The organism is Pelomonas sp. Root405 (assembly GCF_001425165.1).
Classification (GTDB): Bacteria; Pseudomonadota; Gammaproteobacteria; order Burkholderiales; family Burkholderiaceae_C; genus Pelomonas.
This window is the reverse complement of the sequence record NZ_LMDU01000013.1, coordinates 435,957-448,499: the sequence shown is the minus strand read 5'-3', so window position 1 is coordinate 448,499 and position 12,543 is coordinate 435,957. Positions and strand designations below refer to the sequence as shown.

The window sequence follows — 12,543 nt, the reverse complement described above, 5'->3', positions numbered from 1 at the left end:
CCCCTGCTTCGCGCTCACTGTGAACTCGACTCGCCGAGTTCAGTGTCGGTGCTTTCCTCCAAGGGCGGGCGTTGGTCAACAAACAGCCCGGCGATGGCGAAGACGACAGGAACGTAGTCGACGACGGCGTAGGTCTCACGCCTCTGGCCGCCATAGGCCTGAATGGCCGCCGAGAGGTTGCCCTTCTCTTCGCGCCACTGCATCAAGAGGTTCGCCGCCATGCCCAAGGCGGCGCATTCGTCCATCAACTGTCCAAGCAACTTGGCCGGCGGTAGCTGCCCGTATGCATGCACCGCAGGAAGTGCCTTGGCTTGTGCGGCCATGCCTGCGATTGTGGACGGGCGGATCTGGGCCGGACCGAACGAGAGGTCGGGGATACGGCCGGACAGTGCCAGCGCCGTCTTCGCGAGCCACCACTCCATGCGTCTTTGCGGCCAGCTGCGATTGAACTTCTCGACCGCAACGACGGCCATGGCCAACCGGGCCAGTTGCTGGGTTTCGCGCTCGCCGCCGCCGGCGAACGCACAACCTTCGATGTTCGGATCCGGAACCGCCGTGAATGCGCGCAGGCCTGTCGAGGGGTCAGTTTCGATGGCAAAGCTGGACAGGTACCCGGACCGCAGGAGGACGTTCGCAGCGACACGGTTCCTCGCGGCACCGTGGATGGCGTCGTTGACCGGGCGAGCCAGCGTGCCCTGCCGCTCCAACGGAATCAGGGGAACGAGGACGGCGCGGCTGGGCGACGCTGCGCTGGACTCCTTCGCCTCATTGCCTTCAGATGAGGGCTTGAGGTACTCGGGGCCCGTCAGGCTGAGGCAGGCAGCGATCGCCAGTGTCCCGAGCAGCAGCGGCATTGCCAGCGCACCTGTTCCCGGTGTGCTGAGCGGCGGGACTGCAGGGGCCGATTGCCGTAGGCGAAACCGCTTCACGTCGTGAGCGCCTTCATGGCGAAGGACGCGATGCTGGAGTTCAGCAGCCAGAGCCCGCCCACCCGGGCCAGTTCCTTCATTGATACCGACTCTGTGCCGGGCGGGCCTGCGGCCCAGTGTTCAACCAGGTAGATGCCGAACAGCATCCCGAGCACGGTCACATAGCCGAAAGCCAGCATGTAGATCGCGTACAAGCCCAGGAATGCGGGCTTGAGGTGCGCCACGGCGGGATTGGCCAGCAGATCCCAATAGACCATGGCAGGCCAAGCGGAGAGCAGCGAAGCGAAGAACCCCGCGGCGAACAGCGTCGGTCCATAGAGGTTGCGAACGCGCCGGGCGAGGCTGGATCTGACTGCTCGCGCGCCCCCGGGTCTGGAAAACGCAACGATGTACACGCCAGCCGCAAGGCCGACCAACAGCGGCGACGCCGTCTTGGTCAACAGGGCAAGGACGTGGTTATGCGCCGTCCGATCTGAGAAGAGGGACTCGAAGGTGAAATAGAAGTCGATCGGGATCAACAAGGCGCTGAGACGCGCCCCGACCAGCGTACCGAAAACCACCAGCACGAACAGCGGTGCATGGAGTGTGGGGAATGGTGAATTCATGAGCTGATGACACCTTGCAGATCGGGGTGCGTTGTTTTGTTCGGCACGATGACCTCCTAATCCGGCGGCCACGGTTTCAACGCTGATGTGAGCGCCGGCAATGAGATGGCAGTTTGACGCGGGGGGCAAGGGCGAGGGGCAGCAACCAGCCACTTTCCCGGCGCCCATACTCAACCTTGTGGATAGGCGCTAAGGCCCCAAGGACCTTTCCCGTTTACCTTCACCGGTGCGCCGGGGCTGCTGAAGAACGTGTAGCGCTTGGTGTTGCCGCGCGGTCGGGAGGCGCATTGGTCCGCTTGGCCAGCCCGAGAACAGGTATGCGAGGAGGGCGAGCGCTTCTTGCGAGCGCCGCATCCTCGTAGGGGCGGTTCAAAGGTCGGGGATGCGCTCGTGGTGGCCGGCCACCGCAAGGTGGCTGACGAGCGGCATACCGGGGCCCCAGGCGTGGATGAGCCAGCCGGCCGGCTCAAGCGCGATGGCGAGCGGCGCATCGGGCGCGAGGTCGAGGGCGACCTGGTGGGCCGTGGACGGTGCGGAGATGACGCTGGCGTGCGCGATGCGGCCGAGTGTCATGCGGTGCAGATGGCCGCAGACGACGCGGTCCACCTGGGGATGGCTGGCGATCAGCCCCTCGAACTCGGTCAGGCCCTGCTGCAGGCCCATCGCATCCATGGCCGCCAGGCCGGTGCCGTGTGGCGGGTGGTGCAGGGCGACGATGGTGGGCGTGGCGGGCCGCTCGGCCAGCAGGGCCTGGGCCTGGCTCAGCCTGGACGCATCGAAGCCGCCCTCGGGGCGGCCAGGCATCAGGCTGTCAAGCACGACCAGGCGCAGCGGGCCGGGCAGGTCCAAGGCGTACTGGATGGCCGCATGGCCCGGTGCGCCGCATTGCACGCCGCTGATGCCGGCGAACGTTTCCTGCAGCGGCGCGCGCGCATCGTGGTTGCCCGGCAGCAGCGCCAGCGGCAGGCCGGCGGCCGTCAGCGGTGCCAGCAGATCGCGCAGCTGCGCGTACTCGGACGGGTGACCCGCATCGACGAGGTCGCCGCTGATCAACACGGCCACCGGCCGGGGGCGGACCTGCAGCACCCGATCGACCGCATGGCGCAGTGCGGCCGCGGTGTCGACGCGGCCGGAGATGAGCCGGCCCGGATGGGTGATGTGGGGGTCGCTGAGCTGGACCAGCAAATAGGGTGTGGCGTCCATGGTCAGCGTCCTGGTTTCAGTTGCGCATCAACGTGGATTTGTCGTCTGCGAAGCAGGGCAAACTCATTTCCGCATCAAAGTGCTTTTGCCAAACAGCGACTCGATCAGATCCACCGCCACCAGGGCCGTCTTGTTTCGCTCGTCCAGCGCCGGGTTCAGTTCCATCAGGTCCATGGACGCCATGCGGCCGGTGTCGGCAATCATCTCCATGCACAGGTGGGCTTCGCGGTAGGTCGGGCCGCCACCGACCGTCGTGCCGACGCCTGGCGCCATCACGGGGTCGAGGAAGTCGACGTCGAAGCTGACGTGCAGGTGGGTGTTGTCGTCCAGCGTAGCCAGCGCCAGCTCCATGGTGTGGCGCATGCCCATCTCGTCGATGAAGCGCATGTCGAACACTTCCAGGTCGTGTTCATGCACGAAGCGGCGTTCGCCCTCGTCGACGCTGCGGATGCCGATCTGGCGTATCCACTTCGGGCTGACCGCAGGCACATGGCCGCCGATCTCGATGAGTTCCTTGGGACCGAAGCCGCACAAGCAGGCGACCGGCATGCCGTGGATGTTGCCGCTCGGCGTCAGTTCGCTGGTGTTGAAGTCGGCATGGGCGTCCAGCCACAGCACGCGCAGCTTTTTGCCGGTGTCGCGGCAGTGGTGGGACACGGCGGCGATGGAACCCAGGCCCAGACAGTGGTCGCCGCCCAGCAGCATGGGCATGCGACCGGTCTTGAGCTCGTTGTAGACGGCGTCGTGCACGATGCGGTTCCAGGCCACGACCTCGTCGAGGTGGCGATAGCCTTCCACCGGCGGCGCCCAGGGGTTGGACGGGCCGACAAGGTTGCCCCGATCGACGACATCGACGCCCCGCGCACGCAGCGCCTCGGCCAGGCCGGCCACGCGAATGGCCTCGGGGCCCATGCTGGCGCCGCGTACGCCGGCGCCGACGTCGGTGGGTGCGCCGATCAGGGAAACGTTTCTGAGCTTGGTCATGGTGCGGGAACGATTGAAAGTTCGGGTTCGCCTTGGAGCACGGCCCATGCCTCTTCGGCCGTCTCGACGTAGTGGAAGAGCTTTTCGTCGCCGGGGCTGATCATTCCCGTCTCCAGCAGCAGCTCGATGTTGATCAGCTTGGTCCAGAACTCGCGCCCGAACAGCAGGATGGGGCGGGGGCGGCTCTTCTTGGTCTGGATCAGCGTCAGGCTTTCGAACAGCTCATCCAGCGTGCCGAAGCCGCCAGGAAAGCACACCAGCGCGATGGCGCGCATCAGGAAGTGCATCTTGCGCAGGCCGAAGTAGTGGAAACGAAAGCACAGTTCCGGCGTGATGTAGGGGTTGGGGTACTGCTCGTGTGGCAGCACGATGTTCAGGCCGACGCTCTTGCCGCCCACCTCGTAGGCGCCGCGGTTGCCGGCTTCCATGATGCCGGGGCCGCCGCCGGTGGCGATGACGATGGGCTGGCTGCGCTCTGAGCATGCGCTGGTCACGATCTGCGCGAAGCGGCGCGCCTCCTCGTAGTAGCGGCTCATGGCCAGCTGGCGGCGCGCCTTGACGGCGCCGGCCTCGTCGCCGCGGTCCTCGGCCACGGTCAACAGCGCCTGGGCGGCCTCGGCCGACAGGATGCGCGCGCTGCCGAAGATGACGATGGTCGACTTGACGCCCTGCTCGTTCTGCATGACCTCGGGCTTCATCAGCTCCAGCTGCATGCGCACGTGGCGCATGTCCTGGCGCAACAGGAAGGTGTCGTCGGCGAACGCGAGCTGGTAGGCGCTGCCGGGCTGGTCGTACTCGGGGTGGGGCTGCAGCGTGCGGACTTCTTCCTTGGCTGTCGGGAAGTTGCGCGTCGGGACGTCGGTGGGCTTCATGGGCGGGGGCGATTGTGGGCAGGTCAGTGCCGAATTTTGTGCCGCAATGCTGCGGCCCCGCGGGATTTCATCCACCGCTGCAGACCGAGCACTCCAGGTCTCGCTGCATGGCGATCTCGCTCCACTGCATGCGGCGACCGTCCAGCATCAGCAGCCGGCCGGCAAGCGGCTCGCCCACGCCGGCCAGCAGCTTCAACGCCTCGGCGGCCTGCATGCTGCCGATGATGCCCACCAGCGGCGCGAACACACCCATGGTCGAGCAGGCCACGTCCTCGAAACCCGACTCGGGTGGGAACAGGCAGGCGTAGCAGGGCAACTCGCGTGAGCGGCTGTCATAGACGCTGATCTGGCCGTCGAACCCGGCGGCAGCGCCCGAAACCAACGGTTTGGCGTGACGCACGCAGGCGGCATTGACGAGGTGGCGGGTGGCGAAGTTGTCGGTGCAGTCGATCACGACGTCCACGCGGGGCACCTCGGCATCCAACAGGGCGGCGTCGGCCTTCTCGGCCAGCGCGCGCACCTGCACGCCAGGGTTGAGTGCGGCCATGCGCGCCGCGGCTGAGTCGACCTTGGGCTGGTCCAGGCTGCTCATGTCGTGGGCGATCTGGCGCTGCAGGTTGGTCAGCGACACGGTGTCGTGGTCCACCAGCGTGATGCGGCCCACGCCCGCGGACGCCAGGTAGAGCGCCACCGGCGAGCCCAGGCCGCCGGCGCCGATCACCAGCGCCTTGGCATCCAGCAGGCGCTGCTGGCCTTCGATGCCGATGTCGTCGAGGAGCAGATGGCGCGAATAGCGCAGCAGGTCGTCGTCGGTCATTGCGTCAGGATAGCGGCACGGTCAGGGTGCAGGTACAAGCCCGCGCCCGGCAAAGGCTTGCGGCGGCGCCGACACTGGCGCGCATGCAGCCACCCACCACGACCCGGCACGGCTCCGCGCAGACGCTGCTGCTCGCCACAGCTACGGGCCTCGCCGTCGCGTCCATCTATTACGTGCAGCCGCTGCTGGGCCTGTTGTCCGACCAGTTCGGCGTCGGAACCGCCACCATCGGGCTGCTGCCCACGCTGACCCAGCTCGGTTATGCCGCGGCCATCCTGCTGCTGTCGCCGCTGGGCGATCGGTACGACCGCCGCCGCATCATCGTCATCAAGGCGGCCGCCCTCGTCGCGGCGCTGGCCTTTGCGGCCATGGCGCCGGGCTTCGCGTCCTTGTGCGTCGCCAGCGTGGCCATCGGCCTGATGGCCACGCTCGCGCAGGACCTGGTGCCTGCCGCGGCCACGCTGGCGCCAGAGGCGGAACGCGGCAAGCGCGTGGGGCAGGTGATGACGGGGCTGCTGCTGGGCATCCTGCTGTCGCGCGTGGCGGCCGGCTCGGTGGCGGCGTGGGCGGGCTGGCGGGCCGTCTATGCGGCAGCGGCCGTGGCGGTTGCGCTGCTGATCCCGCTGCTTTGGTGGTCGCTGCCGCGTTTCGTGCCGGCGACACAGCTCAGCTACGGTGCATTGCTGGCATCCATGGCGCGGCTGTGGATCCAGCACGCACCGCTGCGCCGCGCGGCATTGGCGCAGGGTCTGCTTAGCGTGGCGTTCAGCGCGTTCTGGTCCACGTTGGCGCTGGTGCTGGCCGGGCCGGAGTTTGGACAGGGTAGCGCCGTGGCGGGCGCCTTTGGGCTGGCCGGCGCGGCTGGCGCGCTGGTGGCGCCGCTGGCCGGCGGCATGGCCGACAGGCGCGGGCCGCATGCGGTCATCCGCATCGGCGCCTTGCTGGTCTTCATCGCCTTTGCCGTACAGGCGCTGGCGCCGGCCTCGCTGTGGCTGTTGGTGGCCGTGGCGATCGTGTTCGACCTGGGCGTGCAGGCGGCGCTGATCTCTCACCAGAGCGTCATCTACAGCCTGGACCCGGCGTCACGCAGCCGGCTCAACGCCGTGCTGGTCAGCGTGATGTTCGTCGGCATGGCCAGCGGCGCGGCATTCGGCTCAACGCTGCTGGCGGCCTTTGGCTGGCGTGCCGTGCCCGTGCTCGGCGCGGCGGCGGCACTCGCCGCCTGGCGCATCACCCGGCGCCGCTAAAAAAAAAACGGGCCTCTTGCGAGGCCCGGTGCTTGAAACATAGTCAGGAGCTTATTGTTCTTATTCCGTGGTCTTGGCTTCGGCCTTGCGTTCCAGCGGCGCCTTGGACGCAATCACTGGCTGGCCCTTGAGCTGGTTCAGTGCCTGCACCAGCGGGAAGTCTTCGGCCGAGCCGAACTCAGGCAGCGGCTTGGGCGGCTCGGCGCGCTTGGCGTACTCGGCTTCAAGCTTGGCGCGGGCTTCCTCGCGGGCCTTCTGGCGTTCTTCGTTGTCTTCCGGACCGTTGTTCAGGTGCTTTTCCAGGTCGGCCTCGCGCATGCGCAGCGCGGCGAAGACATTGCCCTCGGCGGTTTCGTCCAGCATGACGTCGGGCGTGATGCCCTTGGCCTGGATGGCGCGGCCGGCCGGTGTGTAGTAACGGGCCGTGGTGATCTTCAGCGCCGTCTCGGGGCCGAGCTGGCGCACGGTCTGCACCGAGCCCTTTCCGAAGGTCTGGGCGCCCATGACGGTGGCGCGCTTGTGGTCCTGCAGGGCGCCGGCGACGATTTCGCTCGCGCTGGCTGAGCCTTCGTTGACCAGCACCACCAGGGGCACGGTCTTCAGCGCAGCCGGCAGGCGCTTCAACGGGTCGTCGCCACCGCGGCGGCGATAGTCGTCCGGCGTGGCCTTGTAGCTGGCCTTGGACTCGGCGATCTGGCCGTTGGTCGACACAACCTCGACGTCCTTGGGCAGGAAGGCAGCTGAGACGGCGACGGACGCCTCCAGCAGGCCGCCCGGATCGTTGCGCAGATCGAGCACCAGGCCCTTGAGCTGGGGCTCTTGCTTGTAGATTTCTTCGAGCTTCTTGGCAAAGTCTTCGACCGTGCGATCCTGGAACTGGCTGACGCGGATCCAGGCATAGCCCGGCTCCAGCACCTTGGCGCGCACGCTCTGGACCTTGATCTCCTCGCGGACGATGGTCACCGGGAAGGTCCGGTTCTCGGCTTTGCGATAGATGGTCAGGCTGACCTTGGTGGCCGGGTCGCCACGCATCTTCTTGACAGCCTGCTCGATGCTCAGGCCGCGCACGGCGGAGTCATCGATGCGGCTGATGAGGTCGCCGCTCTTGAGGCCGGCGCGGAAGGCGGGCGAGCCTTCGATGGGGGAGACGATCTTGACCAAGCCGTCTTCCATGCCGATCTCGATGCCGACGCCGACGAACTTGCCGGACGTGCCTTCACGGAATTCCTTGAAAGTCTTCTTGTCGAAGAACTGGGAGTGCGGGTCGAGCCCGGAGACCATGCCGGCGATGGCGTCGTTGATCAGCTTCTTCTCGTCGACGGCCTCGACATATTCAGCCTTGACGAGCCCGAAGACGGCAGCGAGCTGCTGCATTTCGTCCAACGGCAGCGGGGAGAGGCTGCTGCGGGCGTTGGCCTGCAACTGCATCGTGGTGAGCGCGCCTGCAACGCAACCGAGGGCAACCCAACCAGCGACTTTCAACTTGGAGCTCATGAAGCCGAGTCCTCTATCAACGTGATCCTGCCTAAACAGCTGGACAGGTGAGGCCAAGTGTAGCCCGGCCCCCCTAGAAATCCGGGCCCATTTACCCTGCGGAAACCCTTCAAATCCAGCGTGCAGTGACGAAATGCGCGTTGGCCTACGTGACGAAAGTCAGTCGTTACCAGGCGTGCTTCCTCAACAGCTCAGCTTCTGCCCGGCCAGCCTGCAGGTGGCCAGCGGCTGGCCCAGCGCATTGAAGGCCTGCAACTGCCAGCCTTCGGGCGTTGCGGTCAGCAGCGACAGGCCGAAATCGGTGTGACTTTGAAATGTTTCCAGGCTGACGCCGGGCAGCAGCTCGGCCTTCAGCGCAGCCGCCGCGTTGATGCGGCCCGATGCGGCCGAGCCGCCATTGCCTATCACCAGGCTGGCTGGCTGATTGCTCGCGAAACCGAGCACCTGGTGGATGTGCAGATGTCCGTGCAGCGTGGCCTGCACCCCCGGCGGGAACAGGCGGCCCGGCGTCGCGTCCTGCAGCAGCGGTGTCAGGCCAGACGATGCCTTGCGCGGCGCCCCCGTCAGGCTGGGGCCGAAGGCCAAGCTGGGGTGATGGCTGGCGAACAGGCTCTGGATGCGGCCTTGGGCCAAATCGGCCACGCGGTCGAGCTGCTGGCGCCAGCGCGCCCAGGCGGGTGAATTTCTGGCTGGCGTTCGGCTGCCGACCGCCGATGAATCGAAGACGATGAGCTGGCTGCGAGGCGACAGCGGCACCGTGAAGGGCTCAGTGAAGTCGCCGTTGTTGAAATCGCCGGGCGCGAGTTCGGGCTGGCAGACGCGGGCCGGGCCGGCCTCCGCATCCAGATAGCGCAGCCAGCCCTGGCCGGCGCGCGAGCAGGCCTCGTGATTGCCACGCACGAACACCCAGGGCGCGGCAGCCAGCAGGGTCCCGGCCGGCCGGAATAAATCCGCCTGCCAGGCGTCGTCCCCGTAGCCCCAGGGGCTGCCCGCGCAGCTCGCCATGCCGGTCGGGCAGGGGCTTTCGCGGTAGTGATAGTCGCCCACATGCACGACCAAGTCAGGCTTGAGCGCCAGTGCGCGCGCCAACACGCGCGGGAAGGGCCAGCCAAACGCGTCGTTGCAGGGCTGGAAGTCACGCTCCGAGGCCTTGAGCCGGCAACCGGTGTCGCCGATGACGACGATGCGGCGCAGCTCGGCCTTGGGGGCGTGCAGCGTCAGGTGGCCGACTTGCACGCTGGCCGCGCCCGCAGGCCAGGGCGCTTCGCAGGCGCGCAGCGTGAAGCGGGTGGGTTTGCGCTCGGGCTGGGTGTTGCCGGGCGGGGGCGCCTCGTCGCCGGGTGCGCTGCGCTGCTGCATCGGCACGGTGCTGTCACCCCAGCGCAGTGTGGGGCAGACCTCGTCGGTCAGCGCGCGCACGGCCCAACCGGGGCCGGAGACGGCCTGCACCCAGGCCTGCTGCAGGCCGACCGGCGGTGGCGGGGCGGGCGGCGGTGGCGTGGCGCAGCCGGCCAGGGTCAGCAGGGCGATCAGCGCGACCTGCCAGGTGAAACGCGCGCGATGAATCATGTGTCGATCAACTGTGTGAGCGTCGGCAGATTAGCGCGGTCGCGGCGGGCGGCAGCCTGTAGATTGCCGCCACCCCCAACTTCGTTGCCCCTCATGCCTGTTGCCAAACGTGTTGCTGTGCTTGCCCTGGCGTTGTGCTCGTCGACCTACGCTGCGCAGATCGGCACCATCCCGCCGGCCCAGGCGCTGATGGCGGAGCGCGTGGCGGCGCTGCCGGCGGCCGAGCGTGCGGCATGGGCGGGCTACCTGGCCCGCTCCGACGCGCAGCGCGCCGCCGACCGCGCCGCGCTGGCCGCCGAGCGCAAGGGCATGGCGACTTGGCCCGCCGCGCCCGCCAGCGGCAACGGCGCGGCCACCATGCCGCTGGACAAGCCAGCAGAGTGGTATGCCGGCGACGCCGCGCTGCTGGTCGCCCACAACATCCTGAGCTACCAGACCCCCGCTGGCGGCTGGGGCAAGAACCAGCCGCGCAACATGGCGCCGCGCCAGCCGGGCCAGTCCTTTGTGGCTGACAACAGCCCGGCGGGCGCGAGTGACGCGCCCTGGAACTTCGTCGGCACCATCGACAACGACGCCACCATCACCGAGATCCGCTTCCTGGCCCGCGTGGCCGCTGCACACCCGGGCGCGGCCGGCGAGCCCTGGCGCCGGGCGACGCAGCGCGGCGTGGCCTATCTGCTGGCGGCGCAGTACCCGCGCGGCGGCTGGCCGCAGGTGTGGCCGCTGCAGGGCGGCTATCACGACGCGATCACGCTGAACGACAACGCGCTGGTGGCGGTGGCCGAGCTGATGGGCGCCGTCGCGCGCGGCGAGGCCGGGCTGGACGCGCTACCGGCGCCGCTGCGCGCCGAGGCCACCGCCGCCGAGGCGCGGGCGGTGCAGCTGCTGCTGGCCACGCAGGTGCGCGCGGGCGGCAAGCTCACGCTCTGGGCCCAGCAGTACGACCCGCTGACGCAGGCGCCGTCCGCGGCGCGCAACTACGAGCCGTCGGCGCTGAGCAGCGGCGAAAGCACCAAGGTGCTGGCCCTGCTGATGAGCCTGCCCGAGCCGTCACCGGCCGTCATCGAGGCGGTGCGCGCCGGCATCGCCACGCTGAAGCAACTGGCCGTGCACGACCGCGCCTGGGTCATGGTGGACGCGGTGCAGGGCAAGCGGCTGATCGAGGAGCCCGGCGCGGGGCCGCTGTGGTCGCGCTACTACGACCCGGTGACGCTCAAGCCCGTGTTCGGCGACCGCGACCGCAGCCTGCACGACGACGTGCACGGTGTCAGCGCCGAGCGCCGCCGAGGCTATGCCTGGTGGGGCAACTGGCCGCTGCAGACGCTGGCGGCCTACGATGCCTGGGCAAAGCGCTGGGGTGTAGGCCAGCCGTCCTGATCAGGCCTGGGTGTAGGCCGTCTTCACGGTTGTGTAGAACTCCGCTGCGTGGCGGCCCTGCTCGCGCGGGCCGTAGCTTGATCCCTTGCGGCCGCCGAAGGGCACGTGATAGTCCACGCCGGCCGTCGGCAGGTTGACCATCACCATGCCGGCCTGCGAGTGACGCTTGAAATGGGTGGCGTACTTCAGCGACGTCGTGGCGATGCCGGCGGCCAGGCCGAACGGCGTGTCGTTGCTCAGCGCCAGCGCATGTTCGTAGTCACGGGCGCGCAGCACGCTCACCACTGGGCCGAAGACCTCTTCGCGGTTAATGCGCATGTCGGGCGTCGTGTCGGTGATGAGCGCCGGCGTCAGGTAGAAGCCCGGCGCACCGGCGGCGTTGGTCTCGATGCGCTCGCCGCCTTGAGCCAGCTTGCCGCCTTCGCCCTTGGCGATGCCGATGTAGTCGGTGTCCTGACCGAGCTGGCTGGCGTCGACGACGGGGCCGATGTCGGTGCCGGCCTTGCGGGCGTCGTCCACCTTCAGCGTCTTCATCTTGTCGACCATGGCCGCGATGAAGCGGTCATGGATGCCCTCGGTGACGATGAGGCGGCTCGATGCGGTGCAGCGCTGGCCGGTGGAGAAGAAGCCGCTGTTGACGGCGGCGTTGACGGCCACGCTCAAGTCGGCATCGTCGAGCACGATCATCGGGTTCTTGCCACCCATCTCCAGCTGGAACTTGGCCATGCGGGCGACGCAGGCGGCAGCCACCTTCTGCCCCGTGGCGACGGAGCCGGTGAAGCTGACGGCGGCAACGCGTGCGTCGTTCAGCAGCTTCTCGCCGACGACCGAGCCGCGGCCCATGACGAGGTTGAACACGCCGGCCGGCAGGCCGCTGCGCGACAGGATTTCGGCCAGCGCCCAGGCCGAACCGGGCACCAGGTCGGCCGGCTTGAAGACGACGCAATTGCCCCAGGCCAGCGCCGGCGCGATCTTCCAGGCTGGAATCGCGATGGGGAAGTTCCACGGCGTGATCAAGCCGACGACGCCGACGGCCTCGCGCGTCACCTCGACGCCAACGCCGGGGCGCACCGAGGGCATGGTTTCACCGCCCGGCCGCAGCGCCTCGCCGGCAAAAAACTTAAAGATGTAGCCGGCGCGAGCGACCTCGCCGATGGCTTCGGGCAGGGTCTTGCCTTCCTCGCGAGCCAGCAAGTCGCCCAGCTCGGCGCGGCGGGCCAGGATTTCGGTGCCAACGGCATCCAGGATGTCGAAGCGCTGCTGCGGCGTAGACAGGCTCCAGGCCGGAAAGGCGGCGCTTGCGGCAGCGATAGCCAGGTCGGCCTGCGCCGCATCGGCCTGGGCGTACTCGCCAACCAGGTCGCGCGTGTCGGAGGGATTGATGTTGCGGGAGACGGCATGGCCGTCCAGCCATTCGCCGTTGATGAGGTTCTTGAACATGGGATG

At 68.2% G+C, this 12,543-nt stretch carries 11 protein-coding genes; 2 read left to right on the top strand and 9 right to left on the bottom strand.

Going from position 1 to position 12,543, the window contains the following annotated elements; all coding sequences use genetic code 11:
• Positions 1–14: 14 nt before the first annotated feature.
• The 6 genes from ASC81_RS17955 to ASC81_RS17930 all read right to left on the bottom strand — a co-directional run bounded on the left by ASC81_RS17955 (position 15) and on the right by ASC81_RS17930 (position 5,410).
• Positions 15–854, bottom strand: a complete 840-nt coding sequence (locus ASC81_RS17955) for a hypothetical protein (protein WP_056269895.1) — start codon at positions 852–854, stop codon at positions 15–17.
• A 71-nt stretch (positions 855–925) separates the two neighbouring features.
• Complete coding sequence (locus tag ASC81_RS17950; protein WP_056269893.1) at positions 926–1,534, bottom strand: hypothetical protein; 609 nt, start codon at positions 1,532–1,534, stop codon at positions 926–928.
• Between the two features lie 369 nt (positions 1,535–1,903).
• Complete coding sequence (locus tag ASC81_RS17945) at positions 1,904–2,737, bottom strand: metallophosphoesterase (protein WP_056269890.1); 834 nt, start codon at positions 2,735–2,737, stop codon at positions 1,904–1,906.
• Positions 2,738–2,800: 63 nt separating this feature from the next.
• Positions 2,801–3,721, bottom strand: a complete 921-nt coding sequence (rocF, locus tag ASC81_RS17940; protein ID WP_056269886.1) for an arginase — start codon at positions 3,719–3,721, stop codon at positions 2,801–2,803.
• Positions 3,718–4,593 carry an LOG family protein gene (locus ASC81_RS17935; RefSeq protein WP_056269883.1) on the bottom strand — a complete coding sequence of 292 codons (876 nt, stop codon included), beginning with the start codon at positions 4,591–4,593 and terminating at the stop codon, positions 3,718–3,720. The genes rocF and ASC81_RS17935 overlap by 4 nt, the downstream gene beginning before the upstream one ends.
• Positions 4,594–4,660: 67 nt before the next feature.
• Positions 4,661–5,410, bottom strand: coding sequence for a HesA/MoeB/ThiF family protein (locus ASC81_RS17930; RefSeq protein WP_056269879.1), 750 nt, complete (start codon positions 5,408–5,410; stop codon positions 4,661–4,663).
• An 83-nt stretch (positions 5,411–5,493) separates the two neighbouring features.
• On the opposite strand from ASC81_RS17930, the gene ASC81_RS17925 reads away from it, so the two are divergent.
• Positions 5,494–6,657 carry an MFS transporter gene (locus ASC81_RS17925; protein WP_056269877.1) on the top strand — a complete coding sequence of 388 codons (1,164 nt, stop codon included), beginning with the start codon at positions 5,494–5,496 and terminating at the stop codon, positions 6,655–6,657.
• Positions 6,658–6,717: 60 nt separating this feature from the next.
• Here the strand turns inward: ASC81_RS17925 and ASC81_RS17920 are convergent, their stop codons facing one another.
• Together ASC81_RS17920 and ASC81_RS17915 are read right to left on the bottom strand one after the other, a co-directional pair.
• The gene (locus ASC81_RS17920) at positions 6,718–8,151 is read right to left on the bottom strand and encodes a S41 family peptidase (protein WP_056269875.1); all 1,434 of its coding nucleotides are present in this window, start codon (positions 8,149–8,151) and stop codon (positions 6,718–6,720) included.
• 183 nt (positions 8,152–8,334) lie between these two features.
• The gene (locus ASC81_RS17915; protein ID WP_056269874.1) at positions 8,335–9,720 is read right to left on the bottom strand and encodes a metallophosphoesterase; all 1,386 of its coding nucleotides are present in this window, start codon (positions 9,718–9,720) and stop codon (positions 8,335–8,337) included.
• A 93-nt stretch (positions 9,721–9,813) separates the two neighbouring features.
• Between ASC81_RS17915 and pelA the strand changes: the two genes are divergently transcribed.
• Positions 9,814–11,097, top strand: coding sequence for a pectate lyase (gene pelA / locus ASC81_RS17910; protein WP_082536614.1), 1,284 nt, complete (start codon positions 9,814–9,816; stop codon positions 11,095–11,097).
• On the opposite strand, the gene ASC81_RS17905 is transcribed toward pelA, so the two are convergent.
• Positions 11,098–12,537, bottom strand: a complete 1,440-nt coding sequence (locus ASC81_RS17905; protein WP_056269870.1) for an aldehyde dehydrogenase family protein — start codon at positions 12,535–12,537, stop codon at positions 11,098–11,100.
• Between the last annotated feature and the right edge of the window lie 6 nt (positions 12,538–12,543).

Bases quoted from the DNA above. Each gene is read 5' to 3' on its own strand.
- ASC81_RS17955 (WP_056269895.1), bottom strand. From the start codon at position 854: ATGCCGCTGCTGCTCGGGACACTGGCGATCGCTGCCTGCCTCAGCCTG.
- ASC81_RS17950 (WP_056269893.1), bottom strand. From the start codon at position 1,534: ATGAATTCACCATTCCCCACACTCCATGCACCGCTGTTCGTGCTGGTG.
- ASC81_RS17945 (WP_056269890.1), bottom strand. From the start codon at position 2,737: ATGGACGCCACACCCTATTTGCTGGTCCAGCTCAGCGACCCCCACATC.
- rocF (WP_056269886.1), bottom strand. From the start codon at position 3,721: ATGACCAAGCTCAGAAACGTTTCCCTGATCGGCGCACCCACCGACGTC.
- ASC81_RS17935 (WP_056269883.1), bottom strand. From the start codon at position 4,593: ATGAAGCCCACCGACGTCCCGACGCGCAACTTCCCGACAGCCAAGGAA.
- ASC81_RS17930 (WP_056269879.1), bottom strand. From the start codon at position 5,410: ATGACCGACGACGACCTGCTGCGCTATTCGCGCCATCTGCTCCTCGAC.
- ASC81_RS17925 (WP_056269877.1), top strand. From the start codon at position 5,494: ATGCAGCCACCCACCACGACCCGGCACGGCTCCGCGCAGACGCTGCTG.
- ASC81_RS17920 (WP_056269875.1), bottom strand. From the start codon at position 8,151: ATGAGCTCCAAGTTGAAAGTCGCTGGTTGGGTTGCCCTCGGTTGCGTT.
- ASC81_RS17915 (WP_056269874.1), bottom strand. From the start codon at position 9,720: ATGATTCATCGCGCGCGTTTCACCTGGCAGGTCGCGCTGATCGCCCTG.
- pelA (WP_082536614.1), top strand. From the start codon at position 9,814: ATGCCTGTTGCCAAACGTGTTGCTGTGCTTGCCCTGGCGTTGTGCTCG.
- ASC81_RS17905 (WP_056269870.1), bottom strand. From the start codon at position 12,537: ATGTTCAAGAACCTCATCAACGGCGAATGGCTGGACGGCCATGCCGTC.